Origin of the sequence: Hylemonella gracilis str. Niagara R (assembly GCF_000600295.1) — a bacterium.
GTDB lineage: Bacteria > Pseudomonadota > Gammaproteobacteria > Burkholderiales > Burkholderiaceae_C > Hylemonella > Hylemonella gracilis_A.
Window position 1 is genome coordinate 3,770,533 of the sequence record NZ_JEMG01000001.1, and the last position, 25,061, is coordinate 3,795,593.

Below are 25,061 nucleotides of genomic sequence, written 5' to 3' on the forward strand. Positions count from 1 at the left end.
TCTGTCACGGGCGCTCCTCCCGGCCATCCACATGGTCACCGCCCGAGAGTCCCCGCAGCGCGAGCAGCACCACCAGGAACAGGGCCGTGGTCGCGAAACCGATCACGATGGCGGTCAGCACCAGGGACTGCGGCAGCGGATCGGTGTAGTTCTCGAGCGTGGCGGCCAGGCCCGGCACCACGATGGGCTCCTTGTCGATGGCCAGGCTGCCCACGCTGAAGATGAAAAGGTTGATGGCATAGGACAGCAGGGACAGACCGATCAGCACCTGGAAGGTGCGCGGACGCAGCAGCAGCCAGACGCCGGAGCCGGCCATGATGCCGATGGCGATGGAGATCACGACTTCCATGTCAGTGCCCCCGCCCCAAGCCGAGTGGACGGCCTTCATGCCAGGGCTCCCGTGGAGCTGGCTCCGCCAGGCCACTGGGAGCGCCCCCCTGGAGGGGGGAGACGCGCTGCGTCTCGGGGGGTGTTTCAATCTGCCGGTGTGCGCGCAGCGACTGGTGCGCGATGGCGATCAGGAGCAGCAAGGTGGCACCCACGACCACGGCGAACACGCCCAGGTCGAAGAAAAACGCCGAGGGCACATGGACTTCGCCCAGCCAGGGCAAGGTGAGGTGCGCGGTGTGCGTGGTCAGGAAGGGATAACCCAGAACCAAGGACCCCAGCCCCGTGGCCAGCGCGATCAGCAGCCCCACGGCGATCCAGCGCGGCGGCAGCAGGCGCGTCCGATCCTCGACCCAGCGCGTGCCTGCCACCATGTACTGGGCCAGGAAGGCGATGGCCACCACCAGACCGGCCACGAAACCACCGCCGGGCTCGTTGTGCCCGCGCATGAAGAGGTAGACGGCGAACAGCCACGCCACCGGCAGCAGCAAGCGCACCAGCACGGCCGGCACACCCATGTAGTCGGGCAGGCCATCGCCGCTCGAGGACACGCGCAAGTCGGCCCCTATCGCGCCCACGCGCTGCTGTGTAGGCACCTCGATGGCCTCCTGCGGCGGGCGGAAGCGCCGCAGCAGCGCGTAAACCGTGAGCCCCACGATGCCCAGCACCGTGATCTCGCCCAGGGTGTCGAAGGCGCGAAAGTCCACCAGCATCACATTGACCACGTTGCTGCCCCCGCCACCAGGCAGGGCCTGCTCGATGAAGAAGGGGGCGATGGACAAGGGCGCCTGGCGCGTCAGCAAGGCATAGGACAAAGCCGAGAGGCCCACACCCACCGCCAGCGCGATCACCAAGTCACGCCGGCGGCGCCAGAACACGCGCCGCTCGATGCGCGGATCGTCCTGTTCAACACGCTTGGGCATCCAGCGCAGGCCCAGCAGGAAGAGCACCACGGTCACCACCTCCACAGCGAGTTGGGTCAGCGCGAGGTCAGGCGCCGAGAACCAGGCAAAGGTGATGCACAGCGCCAAGCCGACGACGCCCAGCATGATGAGCGCAGCCAACCGGTGGAACTTGGCCTGCCAGGCCGCGCCCAGGGCGCAGGCCCCACCCACGACCCAGAGCAGCACGAAGGCAGGCGAGGCCGGCACCCGCGCGCGGTCGCCCCAGGTCAAGGGCACGATCAAGGCCGACGCGGCGCCCACCACCAGGGTCACGACCAGGATTGCAGACAGCTGCGGCTGCAGGCGGGGCGAACCCGTCCAGCGGCGTAGCGCGGCCGCGGCCGCGCTCACGGCGGCCAGAGCGCCCTCGAACAGGCGCTGACCGTCCAGGTTCAGCAGCGGGGCCGTGCGCGCGGTGCGACGCTTCAAGACCCGCCGGAAGATGAGGTACGCCAGCACACCACCGGCCGTGGCGACCAGGCTCATGAGCAGGGGAGTGTTGAAGCCGTGCCAGACCGCGAGGCTGTACTCCGGCAGCACCCCGCCCACCACCGGCCGCGCGGCGGTGTCCAGCAAGAGCCCGACCGACCAGTCCGGCAGCGTGCCCACCACCACGCAGGCCAGCACCAGCAGTTCCACGGGCACCCGCATCCAGTGCACGGGCTCGTGGGGTTGGCGCGGACAGTCGGCCGAGGCGGGGCCGAAAAACACACCATGCCCGAATCGCAGTGAATACACGACGGCAAACACGCCAGCCACGGTGGCGGCCAGCGGCAAACCGACTTCCAGCCAAGGTTGCCCGCTCACGAACACGGTCTCGGAGAAGAACATCTCCTTCGACAGGAAACCGTTGAGCAGCGGCACGCCAGCCATGGCCGCGCAGGCCACGATGGCCAAGGTGCCCGTGATGGGCATGGCGCGGTACAGCCCGCCCAGGCGACGCATGTCGCGCGTGCCGGTCTCGTGGTCGATGATGCCCACCGACATGAAGAGCGAGGCCTTGAAGGTCGCGTGGTTCATCATGTGGAAGACCGCCGCCACCGCCGCCATCTCGCTGTTGAGGCCCAGCAGCAAGGTGATGAGCCCAAGGTGGCTGATCGTCGAATAGGCCAGCAAGCCCTTGAGGTCGTTCTGGAACATGGCGACATAAGCGCCGAGCAGCAGCGTGGCCAGACCTGCGCCGCCCACGATCCAGAACCAGGCGTCGGTGCCCGCGAGCACGGGCCACAGGCGGGCCATCAGGAAGACACCTGCCTTCACCATCGTCGCGGAATGCAGGTAGGCCGAAACCGGCGTGGGCGCGGCCATGGCGCGCGGCAGCCAGAAGTGGAAAGGAAATTGCGCGCTCTTGGTCAGCGCGCCCAGCAGCACCAGCACCAGGGCCAATGGATACAGCGCATGCGCGCGCACCTGCGCGCCCGCCGCCAACACGGCGTCCAGCTCGTAGCTGCCCACGATATGGCCCAGCACCAGCACACCGCCCAGCAGAGCCAGGCCGCCGGTGGCCGTCACGGTGAAGGCCATGCGCGCGCCGCGCCGCGCGTCCTTGCGGTGGTACCAGTAACCGATCAGCAGGAAGGAGAAGACGCTGGTCAGTTCCCAGAAGACCACGAGCTGGATCAGGTTGCCCGAGACCACCACGCCCAGCATGGCGCCCATGAAACCCAGCAGCAGCGAGTAGAAACGGGCGGCAGGATCCTCCGGCGCCAGGTAATAACGGGCATAGACAATGACCAGCAGCCCCATGGCGCTGACCAGCATGGCGAACATCCAGGCGAAACCATCCAGCCGCACCACCAGGTCCACGCCCAGGCCGGGCAGCCAGCTCAGGCGCTCGTTCAGCACCGCGCCGGCACTGACCTGCGGGTACAGCAGGGCCAGCGGCACGGCCACCGCCAAGGCCACCACCGCGGCCCAGAGCGATTCGAGGTTGCGCGCATTGGTCGGCAGCAGCGCGGCGATGACGCTGCCGGCGAACGGCAGCAGCAACAGGAGCAACAAGGACATCCCCCGAGTCTAGAGCCTGTGTCCACGAATTTTTCGGATGAGCACGCCGGCCGCCCCCTGGCACCGGGGACTGGAGTAAGCTTGGTTTTCCCTCCACCGCCTGGGGCCTTGCCCGACCGCAACCCATGACGATGCTGCGCACCCTGCTGGCCCTTGCGGCCTCGCTGCCACTCAGTCTGGCGCCCCTTAAGCTGGCGTCCGCTCAGACCGGAGAGGCTGGCTACCGCTTCTCGCCCGTCAACCAGTACGACATACCGCTGATGGCGGCCTACTGGAACCCCATCATCCAGTACATCTCGGACAAAAGCGGCGTCAAGCTCACGCTCAAGATCGCACGCACCTCGGCCGACACCACCGCCTACGTGCTGACCCAGGAGGTGGAATTCGTGTTCAGCAACCACCTGTTCAGCCCCGAGCGCGAGCAGCTGGGCTGGAAGGTCTTCGGTCGACGCCAGGTGCCACCCATCATGGGTCAGATCGTCGTGCCCGAGGATTCGCCCATCACCCGGCTGGAACAACTCAAGGGACAGGAAGTGGCCTTCGCCGGCCCCGAGGCCTTCGTGATCTACAAGGTCCCGTATGCCCACCTGCTCAACAGCGGCATCGACGTCAAGGTGGTCTTTGGCGGCAACCAGAACGGCGCGCTGGCTCAACTGTTCGCTGGGAAGGCCATGGCCGCTGGCGGCAATTCGCAGCTCATCGAAGGCTATGCGAAGCGCGAAGGCAAGAAGTTCCGCGTGCTCTGGAGTTCCGAGCCCTTCAACGACCTGGCCCTGATGGTCTCGGGCAAGGTGCCCGAGAAGGACGCCCGGGCTGTCGCCCAGGCTTTCCTGACCATGCACGAGGACCCGGCGGGACGCCAGGTCCTGCGACGTACCTCGGAGATGGTGGGCCTGCCCATGGACGCGCACTTCATCCCCGCCACCCTGTCCGACTACACGGCCTACCGCCGCTTCTACCAAAGCGCGCCCCCTCAACTGCGGTGAGCCGCGCCATGCGAAATCCGCTGCCCCACCTGCTGCCGAACTCGCTGGTCAAGCGGGTCTTCGCGCTCTACATCGGCACCCTGCTGCTCTTCTTCGGCAGCGGGCTCTGGCTGTTCTACAACTACGAATTCCGGGAAGAGATCCAAAAGATCCAGCAGACGGCGACCATCCTGATGGAAGCCACGGCCCAGACCATCACCGAGAGCGCGGTCATCGGCGACTACGACACCATCCAGCGCACCCTGGCCAGCAATGTGTTCGGCTCGCCTTTCGCCTCCGCTGCCTTCATCGACCTGGGCGGTGGCGTGGTTCGCAGCAGCAACCCATCCGTCAACACCGAGGCTTACGCCCCTGCATGGATGCGCAGCCGCGTCGCCGAACTGCTCCCCGACCTCAACCGCCCCATCACGGTCGGCGGACAGGACTACGGTGTGCTGCGCCTGCAGTTCGCCGTCGATACCGTCGTGCGTGAGCTGTGGCTGCTGCTGCTCACCGTGCTGGCGCTCATCGCCGCGAGCCTGCTGGGGGGGCTGCTGGTCATCTGGTATTCCTTGCAACGCTGGCTCAAGTCTTTCCAACAGTTTGACGTCGACGGCGAACTGCTCGCGGGCAGCCCGCAGTTCGAGCAGATCACCGCGCGGATGGTGCAAGCCGTGCCGGAGGAGTTTCGCCCGACCTTCGACGTGATGCAACGCATCTCGCGAGAGCTGCACCGTGAGCTGCGACAGCGCGAGCTGGCCCTCACCGCCTTGCGCCAAGCGCTGGCCCGCTTGCTCCCCGACGCGCCGCAGCCGCCCCTCACCCAAGGCATGGATCTCGGGGCACTGGCGGATCGGGTACTGCAGGTGGTGCGAGAGCGCGAGGCCGAACGTGCCCTGCTGCAGGAGGCCAAGCAGGCGGCCGAGGCGGCCAGCCGCGCCAAGAGCGAGTTCCTCGCGGTCATGAGCCACGAAATCCGCACCCCCATGAACGGCATCATCGGCATGACCAACCTGGCCCTGGGCACGACGCTAAACACCGAACAACGCGACTACCTGGGCATGGTGCGTCGATCGGCCGACACCTTGCTGACCATCATCAACGACATCCTCGACTTTTCCAAGATCGAGGCCGGCCAGTTCACGCTCGACCCCCGCCCCTTCCATCTTCACGCACTGGTGCAAGGCACGCTCAACAGCCTGGAAAGCCAGGCGCGTGAGCAGGGTCTGCGGCTGGTCTACGAACCGGCCAGGCACCTGCCCGAGCACCTGATAGGCGACCCGGGGCGCCTGCGCCAGGTGCTGGTCAACCTGGTGGGCAACGCCATCAAGTTCAGCAAGGACGGTGCCGTCACGGTCCGCGTGCACATGCAGGCGCAAGGCGAGCGCACGGGTCCGGTGACCCTGCACTTCGACGTCATCGACGCTGGCATCGGCATCGAAGAGGCCCAGCAGCAAACGATCTTCCAGCCCTTCACCCAGGCCGACGCCTCCATCACCCGCCGCTTCGGCGGCACGGGCCTGGGCCTGGCCATCTGCACCAAGCTGGTCCAGGCCATGCAGGGCGAGATCGGGGTGCGCAGCAGCCCTGGTCAGGGCAGCACCTTCCACTTCACTGCGGTCTTCGGCGTGGACGTGCGTCGCACCGAGAGCGAGTCGATGCAGGCAAGTCCGCCCAGGCAGACCCGCCCCGCGCATATGCATGCGCTGAACATCCTGCTGGCCGAGGACAACGAAATCAACCAGCATCTCATGCTGCACCTGCTGCGGCAAGAGGGCCACGCGGTGGCCCTGGCCTGCAACGGTGAAGAGGCTGCCGACATGGCCATCCAGGCCGACCCGCCGTATGACCTGATCCTGATGGACATGCAGATGCCCGTGCTGGATGGCCTGCAGGCCACACGCCGCATCCGCGAGCACGAGAGATCCAGCGGTTACCACGCACGCATCGTCGCCCTCACCGCCAACGTGCTGCCGGAAGACCGCGCGCGCTGCCTCGCGGCCGGCATGGACGGCCATCTGGGCAAACCCATCGAACCCGAGGAATTGCGGCAGGTGTTGCAAGGCGGCGCGCCTATTCTTCCCCCCCCGGTCGCCATCGCACGCGGCCAGCCCCCTGCGCCCGAGGACATGTCGGCCTTCGACTACCAACGTGGCCTGGATGGCGCCGACGCCACGGTGGTGCGCATCATCGCCGCATCCTTTCGCGAAAACTGGCCGGGGCAACTGCACGCGCTACGAGAGTCCGCGCAGCGTGCCGATGCCGCGGCCCTGCAACGCGGTGCCCACGCCTTGCGAGGCGTGCTTGGCAACTTCGCGGCTGCGCCAGCCGTGACCCTGACACGGCGCATCGAATCGCTGGGGGCCGACGGCGCGGTCGATCAGATCGCGCCCTTGCTGTCGGACTTGGAAGAGGCGCTACAGGCCCTGGATCAGGCCCTGCACACTTGGCTGGCCAGGACCCCGGCCTGAGAGGCACACCGTGGCGCGCTACCATGCCAACTCGTCCACCCCTGAGGCCGACCCCACCTCACCCATGAACCAGCAACCTCGTTCCGGCGCCCACATCCTCGTCATCGACGACAGCCCCGAAATCCGGCTGCTGGCCACCGTGCTGCTGGAACGCGAGGGCTACGTGGTGACGAGCGCGGTCACGGGCGAGGAAGGGCTGGCCTTTGCCCGCGAGTCCATCACGCCCGACCTGATCCTGCTGGACGTGATGCTGCCGGGCATGGACGGCTACGAGATCTGCCAGCTCCTCAAGCAGGACGAGACCCTGCGCGACGTGCCCGTCATCTTCATGAGCGCCCAGGACGACGTGCAGGCCCAGACGGAAGGCTTCAAGGCGGGAGGCGCGGACTACGTCACCAAGCCGCTGTCCGTGCCGGTGCTGCTGGCACGGGTGCGCGCCCATGTCGCCCTGAACGCGCAGCGGCGCAGCCTGGAAGGCATGTTCCGCGACGCGCTGGAGTACGCGCCCGACGCCATCATCCTGGCCGACACCCGGTGGCGCATCGTGCAGGTGAACGCGCGCACCCTGGCCATGTTCGGCTACCGGCGCGAGCAGCTGATGGGCCAGCCGGTGGAAATGCTGATTCCCCCGCGCCTGCGCGAGCACCATCTGCAGCGCCGCTCGGTGTACGCGGATCTGGGGCCTGGGGACTTGCAACTGGGCGTGAGCACGGATTGCATGCGCGGCGACGGCAGCGAGTTCACCGGCGACCTCAGCGTCGGACTGCTGCGCACCAATCGCGGCCCCCTGCTGATGACGGTGGTGCGCGACGTGACCGAGAGCCAGCGCATTCAGCAGGAAGTCATCGCCTCGCGCCAGCGCCTACGCGAGCTGGCCGCGCGGGGCGACGCCATGCGCGAATACGAACGCAAGAACATCGCGCGCGAGGTGCACGACGAGCTGGGCCAGGTGCTGACGGCCCTGCGCATGGATCTGACCTACGCCGACCTGACCTACGGCAACAGCGACAGTGGTTTCAAGGACCGTTTACAGGGCATGCGCGCCCTGGTCGACCGCGCCATCCAGGGCGTGCGCAACGTGGCCAGCCATCTGCGACCCTCGGCCCTGGACATGGGTCTGGTGCCGGCACTGGAATGGCTCAGCGGCGAATTCCAGCGTCACGCGGGCATACCTTGCACGCTGGAGATCGAGACGCCCGCCATCGACATGCCCGAGCACCGCGCCATCGGCCTCTTTCGCATCGTGCAGGAATCCCTCACGAACGTGAGCCGATACGCGCAGGCGCGCTCGGTCCGGGTCAGCCTGCGGCAGGAGAACGGGCAGCTCGTGCTGCGCATCCGCGACGACGGCCAGGGCTTCGACGCCGCGAGCCGCGCTCAGGGGCGCTCCTTCGGCCTGCTGGGCATGCAGGAGCGGGCACTGGCCCTGGAGGGTGAACTGACCGTGGAGAGCGCCATCGGCCAGGGCACGACCGTGACGGCCCGGGTCCCGCTGCAGACGGACTACACGCCACAGGAAACGACATGATTCGTCTGATGATTGCCGACGACCACGCCATCGTGCGCAGCGGCCTGCGACAGCTGCTGTCGCTGGCGCCGGACATCGAGGTGCGGGCCGAAGCGGTGGATGGAGCCCAGGTACTGGAAGGACTGCGACGGGAACTGCCGGACCTGCTGCTGCTGGACGTCAATATGCCCGGGCTGAGCGGGGCGGACCTGATCACGCGCGTCAAGTCGCACTGGCCCACCCTGCCCATCCTCGTGCTGAGCATGCACAACGAGGGGCAGGTGGCCGCGCGCGTGCTGAAAGCCGGCGCCAGCGGCTACGTGACCAAGGACAGCGAGATGGAGGTGCTGCTGGGCGCGATCCGCAAGGTCGCGGGCGGCGGCAAATACATCGTGCCCGAGTTGGCGGAAAAGCTGGTCTTCGACATGTCGCTGAGCAGCGATCAAGCGCCACACCAAAACTTGTCAGATCGCGAATTGGAAGTATTCCGCTTGCTGGTGGCGGGCCTGGGCGTCAACGAGATCGCCGCGCAACTGTGCATCAGCAACAAGACGGTCAGCACGCACAAAACCCGGCTGCTGGAAAAGCTCAACCTGGGCAGCACCGCCGAGCTGGTGCGCTACGCCATGCAGCATGGCCTGCTCTGAACTGACTCCATTGCACGGACGCGGCTAGGAATCGCCCTACCCGTTTCGTCCCTTTCCGACACGCGAACCGGGCGTGTCCGATGGTGCGTCGCGCCCCGCGTCTGCACCATGACGGTCATGAAAATCCTGGTCGTCAATGATTCCGAGCACATCCGTTTGCGCCTGAGCTGGCAGGTCGGTGCCATCCCTGGCCTTGAGCAAGTGTGGCTCGCCTCGACAGGCGTCCAAGCGCAAAAGTTGCTCACGCGCATGAAACCGTCGCTGCTGGTGCTGGACCTCCAACTGCCCGAGGGGGACCTTGTGCACCTGATCCCGGTTTTCAAGAGCGAGCACACGGACCTCAAGGTCGCCGTGCTGACCAATGACGCCACAGGCCGCCAGCGCCTGCGCTGCCAGCAAGCGGGCGCCGACTGGTTCTTCGACAAATCCACCCAGTTTGAGCAGTTCTTGAATCAACTGCAGCTGCTGTCCGCCCCCAACCATTTCCACGTCAGCCCATGACGGCCCACGGAATGCAAGAGCCGCTCACACTCCAACAAGGAAGCGTCATGACCGACATGAAGATATCCACGCGGCTTTCGCTGCTGATTGGTCTCCAGGCCTTGCTGCTGATCGTGATCGGAGGCATCGGCCTGTTCGGCATCGATGCCACCAAGGTGGCCTTGAAAACGGTCTATGAAGACCGTACCGTTCCAGCGGGTCAATTGGGTGATATTGGAGCCAGACTGATCAGCAATCAATTCCTCATTTCCGAGGCGCTGCGCACGCCGGACCCGAGTGCCATCGCCACCAACGTGACGGCGATCGAAGCCAACATGACGGAAATCAGCAAGATCTGGGACGCCTACATGCTGACGTACCTGACCGAGGAGGAAAAAATTCTTGCGAAGAACTTCGCGCAAGACCGCAAGAAGTTTGACCAGGAGTCTTTCGCCCCCGCGTTGGCGGCACTGCGCGCCAATGACATGGCGACGGCGCAAAACCTGATGGAGCAGAAAATCCGCACGCTCTACCTGGCGGTCAAGAAAGACATCGATGCCTTGGTGCAACTGCAAATGGACGTGGCAAAGATGGAATACGAGGCCGCAGAAGCACGCCGCACCCAGATCGTCACCCTCTCCTTGGCGGCCACCGCAGGCGGCATTCTCCTGGCTGCCTTGTTTGGCTGGCGGATGACGCGCACCATCAGCCGCCAGCTTGGCGCCGAGCCGGGCGAGGCGGCCTTGGTGGCGCAGAGCGTGGGTGCCGGCGATCTGAGCACGCACATCGAACTTCGTGCGGGTGACACGGCCAGCCTGATGGCCCAGCTCAAACGGATGCAGGACAACCTCGTTGGCGTAGTGAGCACCGTGCGCCTGAGCAGTGAATCGGTGTCCAACGCGAGCGCGGAGATCGCCCAAGGCAACCAGAATCTGTCGGCACGCACCGAAAACCAAGCCAGTGCGCTTGAAGAGACGGCGGCCTCCATGGAGGAACTGTCGTCGACGGTCAAGCAGAACGCCGACAACGCCCGCCAGGCCAATCAGCTGGCCCAGAGCGCCAGCACCGTGGCCGTGCAGGGCGGCGAGGTGGTGGCCCAAGTGGTCAGCACCATGAGGGCCATCAATGACTCGAGCAAGAAGATCGCCGACATCATTTCCGTCATCGACGGCATCGCTTTCCAGACCAACATCCTGGCGCTGAACGCGGCCGTGGAAGCGGCCCGCGCGGGAGAACAGGGCCGTGGTTTCGCGGTGGTCGCAGGTGAGGTGCGCAACCTCGCCAGCCGCAGCGCGGACGCGGCCAAGGAAATCAAGACCTTGATCACCGACAGCGTGGCCCGCGTGGAACAAGGCAACGCGCTGGCGGATGAGGCTGGTAGCACCATGAGTGAGGTGGTCAGCAGCATCCGCCGGGTGACGGACATCATGGGGGAGATCAGCGCCGCCAGCGCCGAACAAAGCTCCGGTGTCTCACAAGTGGGTGAAGCCGTGACGCAAATGGACCAGGCCACCCAGCAAAACGCCGCGCTGGTGGAAGAAATGGCCGCAGCCGCCGGTAGTCTCAAGGGGCAGGCCCAGGAACTCGTGCAGGCCGTGGCGGTGTTCAGGATGGGTGCCGGTGGCACGAATCCCAAAGCGTTGACACACCGCAAATTCTTGGCCCTTGCAGGCTAAGCGGATACTTTCCCGTCGATACACCGACGCAGACCCACCCCGGCCGCGCGAGCGAACCCGGGGAATGCTTCATTTCTGTCTGCGCGCCCCTGGCTCCTGATCCATTCTGCGCGGGCGGTCACCAAGCGAGGGCGCGAACACCGGGCTGCCGTTCATCTGCGGCAAGCCCCTCAGCGCAGCTGCGCACCTTGAGTCCAGTCGCGCCACCAGGCTAGGAATTGTCCTACCCATCCCATCCGATTCCGACACGCGAACCGGGCGTGTCCGATGGTGCGTCGCGCTCTGGGTCGGCACCATGACGGTCATGAAAATTCTGGTCGTCGATGATTCCGAACTGATTCGCCTGCGCCTGGTCCGCCAGATCGCGGCCCTCCCGGGCGTGGAGCGGGTGCTGACGGCTTCGGGTTGCATGCTGGCGCAGCACCTGATGGCTAGCCTGCAACCTGCGTTGGTGGTGCTGGACCTGCTTCTGCCCGATGGCGATCCCGTGCGACTGATCCCGCAATTCAAGCTCGATCACCCGCAGCTCAAGGTCGCCGTTCTGACCAACGACGCCACGGACTACAACCGCCGCCGCTGCCTGCAGGCCGGCGCCGACTGGTTCTTCGACAAGTCCACTGAATTCGAGCAGTTGCTGGCGCAGCTGCGGCAATTGTCTGACCCCGCCTTTCCCCGGAGAAACTCATGAGCACCGTCCTGAATCACGCACAGCAAGACAAGCACGCTGAGGCGCCCACGCCCATCCGTGAGTTCCTGGCGTTCAAGCTGGGCAAAGAGGAATACGGCGTGGACATCCTGCGCGTGCAGGAGATCCGCTCTTTCGAGGCGCCCACCCGCATGGTCAATGCGCCAGCGCACATCCTGGGCGTGGTCAACCTGCGTGGCGTGATCGTGCCCATCATCGACATGCGCATGCAGTTTGGCTTGAACGACGTCACCTACGACAGCTTCACCGCCGTCATCGTGCTCAACATCGGCCACAAGGTGGTCGGCATGGTGGTCGACGCCGTTTCCGACGTGATCACCCTGACGCCCGAGCAACTGCGCGCGGCGCCGGAAATTTCGGGCGCCATTGATTCGAGCGCGGTGCTCGCCCTGGGCACGGTGAACGACCGCATGCTCATCCTGCTGGACATCGAAAGAGTCCTGGTCGCTTCCTCGGTGCAGTGACGGCACGCGCAGACCCCGATAGAACTGGAGAAACAACATGAAATTCGTCAACAACTATTCCATCGCCAAGCGTCTTGGTTTCGCCTTCGGTCTGATCCTGCTGTTGCTTGCGATCAGCGCATCGATCGGCGTGTGGCGACTGCAAGCGCTGGCGCACACGGCGCGCGAGATGGGCACGACGGACAACGAGCGTCTGCGTCAAGTCGCGACCTGGCGCAGCGCCATCGAGCTGAACTGGATACGCACCCGCGCCGCCCTGAACGAAACCGACACGAATCGCATCAAGACCTGGCAGACCGAAATGGACCAGACCTCCGCCATGGTGACGGAAGTCAGCAAGAAAGCAGTCGCCAAAATCACGACCGAGGAGGGCAAGGCCCTGATCGCCGAGGTGAACAAGGCCCGCGAAAATTACCGCGGTCCACGCGCCGAAATCTTGAAGCGCAAATTGGCCGGCGAGGATGTCTCGGCCCTCGTTGAGCAACAGTTGAAACCGCTGTCGGAAACTTACCTCGGGGCCTTGCAAAAGCTGGAGGACCGGCAGATTGAATTGTTCAACGCGAAGCTGGAGTTGGCGGAACTGCACGCGGCCCAGGGACGCTGGATCATCATCGGCTCCGCCATTGGGGCGCTGGTTCTGGGTCTGATCGCGGTCATGCTGCTGACGCGCTCCATCGTGCCCCCGCTGCGTCAGGCTGTTGAAAATGCCCAGGCCATAGCCCAGGGTGACCTGAACCGACAGATCGCCGTCGAGGGTCGCGACGAATTGGCTCAAATGATCGGCGCGCTGGCGCAGATGCAATCCAGCCTGTCGCAGATCGTGAGCCGTGTCCGCCAGGGCAGCGAATCGGTCTCCACCGCGAGCGCCGAGATCGCGCAGGGCAATCACGACCTCTCGGCCCGCACTGAAAGCCAGGCCAGCGCGCTCCAGGAAACCGCCGCCAGCATGGAAGAGCTGTCGTCGACCGTGAAACAAAACGCCGACAACGCCCGTCAGGCCAATCAACTGGCCCAGAGCGCCAGCACCGTGGCCGTGCAGGGCGGCGAGGTGGTGGCCCAAGTGGTCAGCACCATGAAGGACATCAACGATTCCAGCAAGAAGATCGCCGACATCATCAGCGTGATCGACGGCATCGCCTTCCAGACCAACATCCTGGCACTCAACGCCGCCGTGGAAGCGGCCCGCGCGGGCGAACAGGGTCGCGGTTTCGCGGTGGTGGCTGGCGAAGTGCGCACCCTGGCCAGCCGCAGCGCCGACGCGGCCAAGGAGATCAAGACCTTGATCACCGCCAGCGTCAACCGCGTGGCACAGGGCAGCGCGCTCGCGGATCAAGCCGGACACACCATGGACAACGTGGTCAGCAGCATCCGCCGCGTGACCGACATCATGGGCGAGATCAGCGCGGCCAGCGTCGAGCAAAGCTCCGGTGTCTCACAAGTGGGTGAAGCCGTGACGCAAATGGATCAGGCCACGCAACAGAACGCCGCGCTGGTGGAAGAAATGGCAGCTGCGGCCAGCAGCCTGCAAACTCAGGCCGGCGAACTGGTGCAGTCCGTCGCCGTCTTCAAGCTGAGCGGAGACCATGGACTGACCATGCAGAGTTCGGCCCCCGCGAAAACGATCGGCGCGAACCTCCCGATGACCAGCGGCATCGCGCACCCCACGACACGGAAAACTGCGGGTCCCGCAGTGCTCACGGCACCGACGGCACCACGCGCGAAATCTAGCGAGCCGCGCACGGAGCAAACCGGCGCAGCGGTCGAAAGCTGGGAAAGCTTCTGACTTTGATTGACCCGGCGGTGCCCCTCAGAGGCGTCGTCGCAACGGCCCTGCCCAAACGCAGCCATGTGAAACAAGACCAGGAAGATTGAACCATGAACCTCAACAACGCCCAACGCACCCCGACCAGCACCCAGCAAGCCGCCATCGGAACCAACGAATTCCTGGCCTTCAAGCTGGGTGATGAGGAGTACGGCGTGGACATCCTGCGCGTGCAGGAAATCCGCTCCTACGAGCAGCCCACCCATATGGTGAACACGCCGGACCACATCCTGGGGGTGGTGAACCTGCGCGGCGTGATCGTGCCCATCATCGACATGCGCATCCAGTTCGGCCTGCGTGAGGTCAAGTACAACGACTTCACCGTGGTCATCGTGCTGAACATCGGAGAAAAAGTGGTCGGCATGGTGGTCGACGCCGTTTCCGACGTGATCACCCTGACACCCGAACAGTTGCGCCCGGCCCCCGACATCGCCGGCACCATCGACTCGAGCGCCGTGCTGGCCCTCGGCACCGTGAATGACCGCATGCTGATCCTGCTGGACATCGAAAAAGTCATGGGCAATTCCGACACGGGGTTGATCGCCCAGGCCGCCTGATCAAAGATTCCGTTTCCCAGGAGTTATCCATGAACACCTTCACCGTCGCTCGCCGACTCACGACCGCCTTCGGCGCCATCATCCTCGTTTTCATGCTGGTGGGCGGCGTTGCGCTGTACAGCGCAACCCAGCTGGCCGACGCCAACAAGTGGAACACCCACACCTACAAAGTTCTGGCACTGGGTGACGAGATGCTCGAGAGCATGATCAACATGGAAACCGGCGCCCGCGGTTTCCTGATCGCCAGCGAAGACCGCTATCTCGAGCCTTGGAACAGCGGCAATCAGGCTTTCGAAAAATCCTGGGCCGAAGTCAAGGGCCTGACGTCCGACAACCCGACGCAGCAAAAGCGCCTGGACGAGATGAAGAAGCGGTACGAGGAATTCACTGCGGTGGGCAAGACCATGATCCAGTTCCGCCGCGACGTGAGCAGCGGCCAGCGCAGCAGCACCGATTTCGTGGCCGAATTCAAGCAAGGCAGAGACAAAGCGGCCATGGACAGCTTTCGCGGCCTGCACGCGGAGTTCGACAAGGCCGAACGGGATTTGCTGGTCGTGCGTGACGCGGCCGCGGCACGCTACCAGTCCCTCAACCGCAATGTGGTGATCTTCGGTTCCTTGCTCGCGGTGCTGATCGCTGCTGGACTGGGCATTTGGGTGACGCGCGCCATCACGGGCCAATTGGGTGGCGAGCCGGACTACGCAGCCAACGTGGCCAAGCAGATCGCCGAAGGCAACCTGATGGTTGACGTGCAGGTCAAGACGGGTGACACCGCCAGCCTGCTGGCCGTCATGAGGGACATGCGCGACAGCCTGGTGAAGGTCGTTTCGCGCGTGCGACAGGGTGCCGAGGCCGTTTCGACCGCCAGCGCAGAAATCGCCCAGGGCAATGCCGATCTGTCCAGCCGCACCGAAAGCCAGGCCAGCTCGCTGGAGGAAACCGCTGCGTCGATGGAGGAACTGGGTTCCACCGTGAAGCAGAACGCGGACAACTCCCGCCAGGCCAACCAGCTCGCGCAAGGCGCCAGCACGGTGGCCATCAAGGGCGGCGAAGTCGTGGCCCAGGTGGTGAGCACCATGCAAGGCATCAACGACTCAAGCCGCCGCATCGCCGACATCATCAACGTGATCGACGGCATCGCTTTCCAGACCAACATCCTGGCGCTCAATGCCGCGGTGGAAGCAGCCCGCGCGGGCGAACAAGGCCGAGGCTTCGCCGTCGTGGCAGGCGAGGTGCGCAACCTGGCAGGCCGCAGCGCGGACGCGGCCAAGGAAATCAAGCAACTCATCACCGAAAGCGTCGGACGGGTTGAGCAAGGCACGTCCCTGGTGGACGAAGCCGGCCGCACCATGGACGAAGTGGTGGCCAGCATCAAGCGCGTGACCGACATCATGGGCGAGATCAGCGCGGCCAGTGTCGAGCAAAGCGCCGGCGTGGGCCAGGTGGGTGAAGCCGTGACCAACATGGACCAGGTCACGCAACAAAACGCCGCGCTGGTGGAAGAAATGTCCGCCGCCGCGTCCAGCCTGAACACCCAGGCACAGGACTTGGTGCAGGTCGTGGCTGTCTTCAAGCTGAATGCGGGCCAGACGCCGGCAACACCCAAGGCAACACCCGTGAAAACGAGCAACGTAAAACCCTTCACGGTAGTCAGCACGGCCAACCTCAAGGCGACCAAGACAACGAAGACGCCTCAGCCCCAGAACACCGCAGCCCTGACGGCCCCGAGCGCTAAGCCCAGCGAACCCCGAGCTGAGAAATCCAGCCCCGAGGGCGACAACTGGGAAAGCTTCTGAACAGGCTCAGCAAGACACTCTCCGGCCTCACAAGGGACCACGCTGCCGGGCCGAAGCACCACGATCTGAACCAAGACCCAGGGCGGAAAGACTGAAGGAGAACCTCGCCAGCTTCCGTTCAATATCACCGGGCGCCCGCCAACACAAGGCATCGGCGCCAATCAAGACCTGGCCTTCGGGCCGGACCACAAGGCTCCATGCCTGGCGGTACGCCAGGGCTTACAGCAAGCACATCTGACATAGGCAAGAGGAAACATCATGAACATCTTTTCAAACTTCGGCATCGCCAAACGCCTTTACCTGGCGTCCCTCGTCCTGATCCTGGCTCTGGCGGGTGTCGCCCTGACGGCCTGGCTGACCTTGAGCAATGTGGTGGATCTGGCCGACAAGACGGCCACGCAGCGCGTGCCCCAACTGACGCAGATCGCCACGGTGGAGCTGAACGTGACCCGCGTGTCCCTGCAGATCCGGCATGCGCTGCTGGTGCGCACGCCCGCAGACCTGGCTGCCACGCTGGCCGACATCGGCGAGAAGCGTGCGACGATCGACGCGACGCTGAAAGCCTTCGAGGCAGGCGTCTTCACCCCGGCCGGGCGCGAGGCCTACAACAAGATGACGCCCCTGGTGGACCGTTTCTGGCAATTGGGCGGCGAAAACATCAAACTGATCCAGGAAGGTCGTAAGGACGAAGCCTTTGATTTCCTGGTCCAGAAAACCATCCCGGCCCGCAATGACTTGCTCAAGGTGCTGGACGCCGAAAAATTAAGACAAGGCACGCAGCTGAACACGGAACTTGATCAGGTGGAAGGCCAAGCCAAGACGATCCGCCTGGAACTGGTGCTGCTGTCCATCGTCGTGGCCATCGGCATGCTCGCCCTCTCCTGGTACATCGCCGCCTTGCTGCAGCGGCGCACCGAGTTGTCGCGCGCCGTGGCCGACCGCGTGCGTGATGGCGACCTGACCTGCCCTGTGCAAGACAACGCACATGACGAATTCAGCCCACTACTGGCTGCGCTGGGTCAGATGCAGACGGCCTTGACGCGTATCGTCTCCAATGTGCGTCAAAGCAGCGAGGCGGTGTCCAATGCCAGCGCCGAGATCGCGCAAGGCAACCAGGATCTGTCCGCCCGCACAGAGACCCAGGCCAGCGCCTTGGAAGAAACCGCCGCCAGCATGGAGGAGCTGTCGTCGACCGTGAAGCAAAACGCCGACAACGCCCGCCAGGCCAATCAGCTGGCCCAGAACGCCAGCACCGTGGCCGTGCAGGGCGGCGAGGTGGTGGCCCAAGTGGTCAGCACCATGAAGGACATCAACGATTCCAGCAAGAAGATCGCCGACATCATCAGCGTGATCGACGGCATCGCCTTCCAGACCAACATCCTGGCACTTAACGCGGCCGTGGAAGCGGCCCGCGCGGGCGAACAGGGCCGTGGTTTCGCGGTGGTCGCAGGTGAGGTGCGCAACCTCGCCAGCCGCAGCGCGGACGCCGCCAAGGAAATCAAGACGCTGATCACCGACAGCGTCAGCCGGGTGACGCAAGGCAGCGCGCTGGTGGACCAGGCGGGCAGCACCATGGACAACGTGGTCAGCAGCATCCGCCGCGTGACCGACATCATGGGCGAGATCAGCGCGGCCAGCGTCGAACAAAGCTCCGGCGTGTCGCAAGTGGGCGAGGCCGTGACCCAGATGGACCAGGCCACGCAGCAGAACGCCGCGCTGGTGGAAGAAATGGCGGCTGCGGCCAGCAGCCTGAAGGGGCAGGCCCAGGAACTGGTGCAGGCCGTGGCCGTGTTCAAACTGGACGCGAACGCCCCTGTCTCGGCCAACACCCTCGTGAACAACTCACAGCGCGCGCCGGAACGCAACAGCAACGTGACACGCCTGCAACCGCCCACGCCCGTGCGCCCGGCGCCTGTGCGTCTGGCGAGAACCGGCACCGACGACTGGGGAATGTTCTGAATCCCGCCGTGGTCTCGCGCGGACCAGCCCTTCGGCTCACTGCCCGCGCCAATAGTCCGGCACGAACAGGAACACGCTGAAGGTGACCACGGCGTTGGCCAGACCGATGCAGAGGAAAACCTGAGGAATCGTCGCGCCCGCGCCCAGCAAGGCCCCGGCCAGCAGGGCGCTGACGACCATGTAGAGCGCGTTCAGGATGTTGTTGGCCGCGATGATGCGCGCGCGGTGCGTGGGCGGGCTGCGCCGCTGGATCAGCACATACATGGGCACGCTGTACAGGCCCACGAAGAGGCTGAGCAGCAGCAGATCGGCCATCACGCGCCAGTGGGCAGGCTGCAACAGGAAGGTCGACAGGTCCATCAGTTCCACCGGCGGCAGGCCGCGCGAGGCGAAGTACAGTTCGATCGCGAACAGGCTCATGCCGACGGCGCCCAAGGGCGAGAGAAAACGGTGGACCGACTCGGCGCGTCGTTCCAACACCTCGCACAACAAGGCCCCCAGGCCCACGCCGATCGAGAACAGCACCAGCAGCAGGGAGGCCACCTGCTCATTGCCACGCAACACTTCCTTGGCGTAGACGGGAAACAGCGACAGAAAGACCGCGCCGAAGAACCACATCCAGCTGATGCCCAGCAGGGAGTGAAAAACCTTGGCATCGCGCCGCGCCAGTTGGAGGTTGCGCCAGGTTTCGCTGAAAGGGTTCCAGTTGATGCGCAAGCCCGGATCGGTCGCCGGCGATGGCGGCACGCGCGCGGCGGCCAAGCGGCCCAGCAGGGCCACCACCACGCAGGCCAGCGCCGCGGCCTGCGCACCCGCCACCGGGCTGGACGCAGGCAGCGTCATCAGCAGGCCGCCCACCATATTGCCCAGCAGGATGGCAACGAAGGTGCCCATCTGCACCATGCCGTTGCCGCCCGTGAGTTCGCGCGCGTGCAGCATGACCGGCAAATAGGCGTGCTTGACCGGACCGAAGAGCGTGGAATGCAGGCCCATCAGGAAGATGCAAAGCAACAGCACGGGCACGTTGGGCGCGAGGAAGCCCCATGCCGCAGCCAGCATGATCAGCACTTCCAGGTTCTTGACGAAGCGGATCATGGCGCTCTTCTCATGCCGATCGCAGAGCTGGCCGCTGGTCGCGGAGAACAGCAGGAAGGGCAGGATGAAGAGCGCGCCGATCACCAAGCCCGCCTGCACCGGCGGCAGCCAGCTCACCTGCAGCTGGTAGGTCACCAGCACCGTGAAGGCGAACTTGTAGAGGTTGTCGTTGGCCGCGCCCGCGAACTGGGTCCAGAAGAAAGGCCCGAAGCGGCGTTGGCGCAGGAGCGCGAACTGGCCGCTGGCAGGTTCAAGTCGAGGCTCATGAGCGGACTGATGAGCAGGCCGCGACGTCGACTCGCCTGCCCGACCGCCCTGCCCTTCGTCGCGATGCATGGGTGTGCTCATGCGGTCACCCCCTCGGGCGCAAGGAAGACAGTCAGCACGCCGGTGTAACCATGCAGTTGCCGGTGGGCGATCTCGCCGCCCGCGAAAAAGCCGATCAAAGGCACGTCACCCAGGGCATGGCGCACCAGTTGCAGCTCCGCGCTGGGCGCGCCGAAGTGGGGGCCACCGCGACCGGAACAGCTGACATAAATGGCACCCGCGATCGTGCGCGCGGGGGCCCCTGATCGCGCGGCCAGGGCCGGCGCGGCGGGTTCCGACGCGAGCTCGGAAGTCGCGCCCGGCGTGGACATGGCCGCGCTGTACAGCGGCACATCGTCCGGTTCCAGCTCGGCGCGGATCTCGGTGCAGATGCGGATGAGGTCCGCGCGCGCGGCCTGCGCATTGCGCTGGCAGAAGGCGAGTTGCATGCCCTCGGTCACGCGCTCGGCCAGGGCCACGCCGCCGCGCTGCGGGTCCAGCCCCACGATGTGGCGCACGCGCACGTCCGGGCCGAACAGACCGCCTCGGCCGATCACGCGACCTGTCGAGGTGGCGCGTGCGTTTGCATGGTCGTCTGCCGCGTGACGCTTGTGCCGCTCATCCAGCGCCTTGGGGTCGACCAGACCTGCCAACGTGGCGCGCACCGCTTCCAAGGCCTGCTGCGGCTGGTCCAGTGTTACTCCGAGCTCTTTGAGCAGCACGTCCAGTGCGGGCTGTCCGTCAAGTTGGTAGACCACATGGCGCTCGGCCTCGGTCACCACATGGTCACCGCCCACCGACGTCAGCGGCGCGCAACCTTGCGTGACACGCGACAGCAAAGCGACTTCGGGGCCAAACGCCACGCCGGACAGGCCGCCATGGAACACGCCGCTGCTGCGGCCCTGCCCACGCAGGTAGCCGTCGCCGCTCTGGGCGAACTGCACGCTTTGCTGGCGGCTGGCAGCCAAGCCGCCAAAGAGATACCCCGAGGTCGTGCGCGCCGCCATCTCCTCGATCAGTTCGCCCAGCTCCGGTGCATGACCGTCCGCGTGGACCAATGCCGTGTGCGCGGTGAAGCCGGGGGCCAGGGGCGTCACACCGGAAAAGACGCGGTACTGGTCGGCCGGGATGTCGCACAGCATCACCGCCAGCGCGGGTTCATCGAAGTACTCGACCCCCGTGGCCGCGATGCCCACGCCCACCGTGCCAGACCAGTCCGTCACTTCGGGCAGCTCAGCGCTCAGGTGCGCGAGGATGGCCTCGGCCTCGTTCGCGTAATGGTCGGTGATGTAGAGCAGCGCCAGGCTGGGCGACAACAAGCCCGCACCTTGGGCCGCGCGCGCTGACGCGGCGGCGCGGCGCGCGAGCTGCGCGCGCAATTGCGCGAGCACCAGGGTAGCAGCCATGCGCCATTGCGGATGGGTGGCGTGGGCAACAAGGTAAAGGTTCATGGAGCGCTCAGGGCTTGGGGCCACGACTCGTTTTCGATGCTGGGGGGGAAGGACGCGCCGCCTTGCGCGGCGTGGTGCTGGGGTGCGGGGTTGGAGCAGCGGTGGAGTCCGCCTCGGTCGTTCCCGTGGCAGAGCTTTCCGTCCTGACCGATCCGGTTGCGGTCGAGGCGGACGATGGCGCGGCCGCCGCAGCGCCACGTGCTGCCACGTCTTGCAGGGCCTGGGTGGCGATGGTCTGGAATTGCTGGGTCAACGCGCTCCAATACTGCATGGCGTCGGCCATGAAGGGCGCAGCCGCCGGGTCCGCGCCAGCGGCCGCTTGAGCAGACGCGGTGGAAGGCCCTGGGGTGCCCGGTGCACTCGACGGCGCGGCACGGCCCTCAGCGCCGGGCTGCGCCCCGGGCATGGGCCCACCCATGCCGCTCATTCCACCCATGCTGCGCAAGGCAGCCAAGGTCATTTTCTGGACTTCCAGGGCCTGCAAGGTGGCCTTGAGGGCGGCACTGTTCTGCTCCAGCCAGAACAACACGGCCTTGAGTTCGGTGATGCGCTGGTCCAGCACCTTCGGGTCCAGCGTCGGCGCGATCCAGTTGGCGTACAGAGCCTGCGGGTCGCCCTGGGCCAGCTTCTGCAGAAAGTCAAAACCCGGCACGTAGGCACCGAAATCGGCGCCGAAACCTGGTGGATTTGCCTTGGGATTCATGGGTGCGCGGCTGCGTTCGGAGCGTGCAGCTTACCCCGAACCGGCCGCGCGAGACACCGGCCTGCGCAAAGAAACCCCAGACCCGAGCGGCCTGTCGCGGGCCGGTCACAAGGCTCAGTGTTTGCTGCCGTGCCCCTGGTGGCCGCCTTGATGGCCACCCTGCGCCGCGCCCATGGCGCGCACCGGCACCAGCAGTTCCTGCCGGCTTTCCTGACCCTGGGCGTTCTTGAACAGCAGGGTCACCGGGATGGTCTGGTCGGCGCGCAAGGCGGTCTTCAAGTCCAAGAGCATGACGTGGTAGCCGCCCGGCTTGAGCTCCACCGTCTGGCCGGGGGGCAGGTCCAGGCCGGTGATGGCGCGCATTTTCATGACATCGCCCTCCATCTTCATTTCATGCACTTCGACGATGCCCGCGACGGGCGAGCTCACGCTGACCAGGCGTGTGGCCTGCTTGGCGGTGAGCTTCATGAAGGCGCCGCTGGCCTTCTGGCCCTGCACGGTGGCACGCGCCCAGGCATCCTTGACGTCGACGGTCTGGGCTTGCAGCGCGCCTGCGGCGGTGAAGGCGAACAGCGTGATCAGGTGTTTGATGTTCATGGTGTAAGTTCTCTGGCAAGGGATGCCGGTTGCCCGGCGGATGGTTGATGGCATGGGCACGACGCCCCGCGCCAGGGGCTCCTTCGTGCCCGTTCTGAAGGGTTCGTGCATGTGCGTGCCCACACAGACACGCAGGGCAGGCATGGCCGCCACAGCCAGCGCATTCCATTTGGGTCTGCGCGGCGTGGGTGGGGCTCAGGGCGATGCAGGCGGGCCGCGCGGCGGCAGGGGTGCGGCCGCGCGCTGGGCCATGCGCGCCACGCCTTGCCGACGCGGCGCAATAGACTGCGGCGCGGCATGGGCGAGGTCGGTGAACGACCCTGCTGGCGGTGTAAGCACCTGCACACACAGGGGGCAGTCCAGGCTGTGCGCATGGCTGGCGACAGCATCCCCGTCTTCCTGTGCAACCCACTTCATCACACCATCGGCGGCGCAAACCAACTCCATCGCCTTGGGCTGCACGATGGGCGAAGCAATGGCCGCGCCCAGCGCGAGCGCGAACCCCGTCAGCACGAGGCGGGCAAGGAAACGGGCGCGGCGCAGGGTCTGCATCGACTTGAATTATGCGACGCGGGGTGCCACCGCTCAGCCTGCCCGCGAGGCGACCTGCTGCTCGATGGGGCCGAAGACGGACAGGCCGTCGCGGCCTTTCATCTCGATGCGCAGACGGTCTCCGAACTTCATGTAGGCCGTGGCGGCTTGCCCGTCCAGGCGGGTTTCCATCGCGCGCTTCTCGGCGATGCAGCCGTAGCCCTTGGGCCAGTCCCAACGCCCATCGGCCTCCACGGCGCGGTTGCTGAGCGCGCCGCTGGCGACGATGCTGCCGACACGCACGCGCCGCGTCGCCGCCAGGGCAGCGACGAGCTGGCCGAAGTTGTGCTCCATGGCCTCACCCGCTTCGCACAAGCCCACGGTGCGCCCATTCCAAGCTGTTTGCAAGGTCAGGTGGACGCGCCCCTCGGACCAGGCGTCACCGAGTTCATCCGGCGTGATGGCCACGGGGCTGAAGGCCACTGCAGGTTTGCTCTGCAGAAAGCCAAAGCCCCTCGCACGCTCCTCGGCCCAAGCTTGGCGCAGCGTCCAGCCATTGGCCAGCATCAGCAGACGCACGCCGTCCAGCGCCTGCTCGGGCGGCGCGCCCGCAGGAACGTCACCGGTGATCACGGCCAGGCCCGCCTCGAAATCAATGCCGGGGTCCATCTCCGAGTTGCCCGAAGCCCCATCGTCGGCGAACAAGGCCTTGTCGCAAGCCCCTTGCAGATGGCCACAGCCCTGGTAAAGCACGAGGGCATCGGCGTCACTGGCGCCCGCCCGTTCCGGGTACAGCAAATCGACATGGTTGGCGGTACCCAGGCCGCTGGCGTACTGAAAGGCGCGCGGCAGCGGCGCCATGCACTGTGCTGCATCGAAGGGGAAGGCATGCCGCGCCTTGCCTTGGTTCAGTGTGGCGTAGAGGTCTTCCAATTGGGGCGCGAGGAAGTTCCAGTCGTCCAGCACCTGCTGCATGCGCTGTGCGATGCCGGTCGCATAATGGGCCTGACTCAGATCACGCGAGACGACCAACAACTGGCCGTCGCGCGAACCGTCCTTGTAGGTGGCAAGTTTCATCGGGATGCAATCGTTTCCATCGGCGTCTGTGTGCCGTCCATCTTGCCCGGAGGCAAACTGTGATTACACCATGAGCGATTTTGAGCGCATGCAGCGCCGCGCCTGGCTAGCACGGGCTGGCCTGGCCCTGCTGCCGGGCTGGGCCATGAGCCCTGGAGCCCAGGCTGCGGACATGCCGCCGCGTATCACCCCCGCCGCCGTGCCCGCACCCCTGCAGTTGCGCTACCGGGTGCGCGGCACCGTCGCCTTCCTGCCTTTGTATGCCGACGGTGATCTGTTCTGGCAACACAGCGAGGGCAACTATCTGGCCCGGCTGCGGCTGGACGCAGGCTGGCTGGGCACACGCGAACGCATCAGCGCGGGCGTGATCACCGCCACCGGCTTGCAGCCTCTGCGCTACACCGACCGGGCCCGCAACGAACGCGACACGGAATTCGACTGGCCCCGTGCCGAGGCGCGACTGGGCCGGGGGGGCATCACTGCCCTGGCCCCAGGCACGCAAGACCTGGTCAGCCTGTACATCCAGCTGGCTTGCCTGTTCGCCACGCAAGCCATGTCCCCGACGCTCAAGACCGAGGACGGCTCGCTGCCGCTGCCCGTGCTGGGCAACGGCAAGGCCGTGGAACACTGGCGGCTGTTGGTTCAGGGCGAGGAGACCCTGAATCTGCCGGGCGGCACACTGCGCACGCGCAAGCTGCTGCGCCTGCCCGAGCCGCCGGACAACCTGGGCGCGGAACTTTGGCTGGCGCCCGCCTTGAACTGGATGCCCGCGCGCATCCGGCTGCGCGAAGGCCGTAGCAGCGACGTTGATCTGCTCTGGAGCCAATCCATCGCGGCCGCGCCAGCCACTGCCGCCTCTTGAAATTCGCCATGTGCAACCCAAGCTGCAATTCCTGCATGAAACTTGCGGCTG

The 25,061-nt window shown here is 65.7% G+C and carries 20 protein-coding genes and 1 pseudogene; 13 read left to right on the forward strand and 8 right to left on the reverse strand.

All coding sequences use genetic code 11. The features are described from left to right. Positions 1-4: 4 nt before the first annotated feature. Both AZ34_RS17225 and AZ34_RS17230 read right to left on the reverse strand, forming a co-directional pair. Positions 5-349, reverse strand: a complete 345-nt coding sequence (locus AZ34_RS17225; RefSeq protein WP_035610402.1) for a Na+/H+ antiporter subunit C — start codon at positions 347-349, stop codon at positions 5-7. Position 350: 1 nt separating this feature from the next. Beyond that, complete coding sequence (locus AZ34_RS17230; protein WP_035610406.1) at positions 351-3,338, reverse strand: monovalent cation/H+ antiporter subunit A; 2,988 nt, start codon at positions 3,336-3,338, stop codon at positions 351-353. A 125-nt stretch (positions 3,339-3,463) separates the two neighbouring features. Between AZ34_RS17230 and AZ34_RS17235 the strand changes: the two genes are divergently transcribed. The 12 genes from AZ34_RS17235 to AZ34_RS17290 all read left to right on the forward strand — a co-directional run bounded on the left by AZ34_RS17235 (position 3,464) and on the right by AZ34_RS17290 (position 18,388). After that, on the forward strand, positions 3,464-4,324 hold the full coding sequence (locus AZ34_RS17235) for a phosphate/phosphite/phosphonate ABC transporter substrate-binding protein (RefSeq protein WP_081767272.1): 861 nt from the start codon (positions 3,464-3,466) through the stop codon (positions 4,322-4,324). Between the two features lie 8 nt (positions 4,325-4,332). Further along, positions 4,333-6,774, forward strand: a complete 2,442-nt coding sequence (locus AZ34_RS17765) for an ATP-binding protein (RefSeq protein ID WP_051509992.1) — start codon at positions 4,333-4,335, stop codon at positions 6,772-6,774. Positions 6,775-6,784: 10 nt separating this feature from the next. After that, complete coding sequence (locus AZ34_RS17770) at positions 6,785-8,302, forward strand: response regulator (RefSeq protein ID WP_051509993.1); 1,518 nt, start codon at positions 6,785-6,787, stop codon at positions 8,300-8,302. Further along, positions 8,299-8,928, forward strand: a complete 630-nt coding sequence (locus AZ34_RS17250; protein WP_035610409.1) for a response regulator transcription factor — start codon at positions 8,299-8,301, stop codon at positions 8,926-8,928. The genes AZ34_RS17770 and AZ34_RS17250 overlap by 4 nt, the downstream gene beginning before the upstream one ends. Before the next feature lie 117 nt (positions 8,929-9,045). Then, on the forward strand, positions 9,046-9,429 hold the full coding sequence (locus tag AZ34_RS17255) for a response regulator (protein WP_035610412.1): 384 nt from the start codon (positions 9,046-9,048) through the stop codon (positions 9,427-9,429). A gap of 47 nt (positions 9,430-9,476) precedes the next feature. After that, positions 9,477-11,084, forward strand: a complete 1,608-nt coding sequence (locus AZ34_RS18965; RefSeq protein WP_035610415.1) for a methyl-accepting chemotaxis protein — start codon at positions 9,477-9,479, stop codon at positions 11,082-11,084. Positions 11,085-11,388: 304 nt separating this feature from the next. After that, complete coding sequence (locus AZ34_RS17265) at positions 11,389-11,772, forward strand: response regulator (protein ID WP_051509995.1); 384 nt, start codon at positions 11,389-11,391, stop codon at positions 11,770-11,772. Further along, entirely contained in the window at positions 11,769-12,254 is a 486-nt protein-coding gene (locus tag AZ34_RS17270) for a chemotaxis protein CheW (RefSeq protein WP_051509997.1), read from the forward strand. Before AZ34_RS17265 ends, AZ34_RS17270 begins: the two co-directional genes overlap by 4 nt. A gap of 37 nt (positions 12,255-12,291) precedes the next feature. After that, positions 12,292-14,037, forward strand: coding sequence for a methyl-accepting chemotaxis protein (locus tag AZ34_RS17275; RefSeq protein WP_051509998.1), 1,746 nt, complete (start codon positions 12,292-12,294; stop codon positions 14,035-14,037). A 92-nt stretch (positions 14,038-14,129) separates the two neighbouring features. Further along, positions 14,130-14,633 carry a chemotaxis protein CheW gene (locus AZ34_RS17280; RefSeq protein WP_035610421.1) on the forward strand — a complete coding sequence of 168 codons (504 nt, stop codon included), beginning with the start codon at positions 14,130-14,132 and terminating at the stop codon, positions 14,631-14,633. A gap of 29 nt (positions 14,634-14,662) precedes the next feature. After that, entirely contained in the window at positions 14,663-16,429 is a 1,767-nt protein-coding gene (locus AZ34_RS17285) for a methyl-accepting chemotaxis protein (RefSeq protein WP_081767273.1), read from the forward strand. A 258-nt stretch (positions 16,430-16,687) separates the two neighbouring features. After that, positions 16,688-18,388, forward strand: a complete 1,701-nt coding sequence (locus AZ34_RS17290) for a methyl-accepting chemotaxis protein (protein WP_035610423.1) — start codon at positions 16,688-16,690, stop codon at positions 18,386-18,388. Between the two features lie 51 nt (positions 18,389-18,439). Here the strand turns inward: AZ34_RS17290 and AZ34_RS17295 are convergent. The 6 genes and pseudogenes from AZ34_RS17295 to AZ34_RS17320 all read right to left on the reverse strand — a co-directional run. Continuing rightward, a pseudogene (locus AZ34_RS17295) lies at positions 18,440-19,819 on the reverse strand (MFS transporter); the annotation flags it as partial. Between the two features lie 8 nt (positions 19,820-19,827). Then, the gene (locus AZ34_RS17300) at positions 19,828-21,240 is read right to left on the reverse strand and encodes an FIST signal transduction protein (protein WP_035610424.1); all 1,413 of its coding nucleotides are present in this window, start codon (positions 21,238-21,240) and stop codon (positions 19,828-19,830) included. 7 nt (positions 21,241-21,247) lie between these two features. After that, positions 21,248-21,943, reverse strand: a complete 696-nt coding sequence (locus AZ34_RS17305; protein ID WP_051510002.1) for a PhaM family polyhydroxyalkanoate granule multifunctional regulatory protein — start codon at positions 21,941-21,943, stop codon at positions 21,248-21,250. A 114-nt stretch (positions 21,944-22,057) separates the two neighbouring features. Then, a complete protein-coding gene (locus AZ34_RS17310; RefSeq protein ID WP_035612107.1) occupies positions 22,058-22,540 on the reverse strand; it encodes a copper chaperone PCu(A)C in 483 nt (160 codons plus the stop codon). A gap of 195 nt (positions 22,541-22,735) precedes the next feature. Further along, positions 22,736-23,092 carry a DUF2946 family protein gene (locus AZ34_RS17315; RefSeq protein WP_035610425.1) on the reverse strand — a complete coding sequence of 119 codons (357 nt, stop codon included), beginning with the start codon at positions 23,090-23,092 and terminating at the stop codon, positions 22,736-22,738. A gap of 33 nt (positions 23,093-23,125) precedes the next feature. Next, entirely contained in the window at positions 23,126-24,148 is a 1,023-nt protein-coding gene (locus AZ34_RS17320; RefSeq protein WP_035610426.1) for a fumarylacetoacetate hydrolase family protein, read from the reverse strand. Between the two features lie 70 nt (positions 24,149-24,218). Here AZ34_RS17320 and AZ34_RS17325 point away from each other — a divergent pair, with 70 nt between their 5' ends. Then, positions 24,219-25,010 (forward strand): DUF3108 domain-containing protein, encoded by a 792-nt coding sequence (locus AZ34_RS17325; RefSeq protein WP_035610427.1) that lies wholly within the window; start codon positions 24,219-24,221, stop codon positions 25,008-25,010. Positions 25,011-25,061 lie beyond the last annotated feature (51 nt).

Bases quoted from the DNA above. Each gene is read 5' to 3' on its own strand.
- AZ34_RS17325 (WP_035610427.1), top strand. From the start codon at position 24,219: ATGAGCGATTTTGAGCGCATGCAGCGCCGCGCCTGGCTAGCACGGGCT.
- AZ34_RS17765 (WP_051509992.1), top strand. From the start codon at position 4,333: ATGCGAAATCCGCTGCCCCACCTGCTGCCGAACTCGCTGGTCAAGCGG.
- AZ34_RS17320 (WP_035610426.1), bottom strand. From the start codon at position 24,148: ATGAAACTTGCCACCTACAAGGACGGTTCGCGCGACGGCCAGTTGTTG.
- AZ34_RS17235 (WP_081767272.1), top strand. From the start codon at position 3,464: ATGACGATGCTGCGCACCCTGCTGGCCCTTGCGGCCTCGCTGCCACTC.
- AZ34_RS17225 (WP_035610402.1), bottom strand. From the start codon at position 349: ATGGAAGTCGTGATCTCCATCGCCATCGGCATCATGGCCGGCTCCGGC.
- AZ34_RS17255 (WP_035610412.1), top strand. From the start codon at position 9,046: ATGAAAATCCTGGTCGTCAATGATTCCGAGCACATCCGTTTGCGCCTG.
- AZ34_RS17250 (WP_035610409.1), top strand. From the start codon at position 8,299: ATGATTCGTCTGATGATTGCCGACGACCACGCCATCGTGCGCAGCGGC.
- AZ34_RS17290 (WP_035610423.1), top strand. From the start codon at position 16,688: ATGAACATCTTTTCAAACTTCGGCATCGCCAAACGCCTTTACCTGGCG.
- AZ34_RS17265 (WP_051509995.1), top strand. From the start codon at position 11,389: ATGAAAATTCTGGTCGTCGATGATTCCGAACTGATTCGCCTGCGCCTG.
- AZ34_RS18965 (WP_035610415.1), top strand. From the start codon at position 9,477: ATGACCGACATGAAGATATCCACGCGGCTTTCGCTGCTGATTGGTCTC.
- AZ34_RS17270 (WP_051509997.1), top strand. From the start codon at position 11,769: ATGAGCACCGTCCTGAATCACGCACAGCAAGACAAGCACGCTGAGGCG.
- AZ34_RS17300 (WP_035610424.1), bottom strand. From the start codon at position 21,240: ATGAACCTTTACCTTGTTGCCCACGCCACCCATCCGCAATGGCGCATG.
- AZ34_RS17275 (WP_051509998.1), top strand. From the start codon at position 12,292: ATGAAATTCGTCAACAACTATTCCATCGCCAAGCGTCTTGGTTTCGCC.
- AZ34_RS17305 (WP_051510002.1), bottom strand. From the start codon at position 21,943: ATGAATCCCAAGGCAAATCCACCAGGTTTCGGCGCCGATTTCGGTGCC.
- AZ34_RS17285 (WP_081767273.1), top strand. From the start codon at position 14,663: ATGAACACCTTCACCGTCGCTCGCCGACTCACGACCGCCTTCGGCGCC.
- AZ34_RS17280 (WP_035610421.1), top strand. From the start codon at position 14,130: ATGAACCTCAACAACGCCCAACGCACCCCGACCAGCACCCAGCAAGCC.
- AZ34_RS17310 (WP_035612107.1), bottom strand. From the start codon at position 22,540: ATGAACATCAAACACCTGATCACGCTGTTCGCCTTCACCGCCGCAGGC.
- AZ34_RS17315 (WP_035610425.1), bottom strand. From the start codon at position 23,092: ATGCAGACCCTGCGCCGCGCCCGTTTCCTTGCCCGCCTCGTGCTGACG.
- AZ34_RS17230 (WP_035610406.1), bottom strand. From the start codon at position 3,338: ATGTCCTTGTTGCTCCTGTTGCTGCTGCCGTTCGCCGGCAGCGTCATC.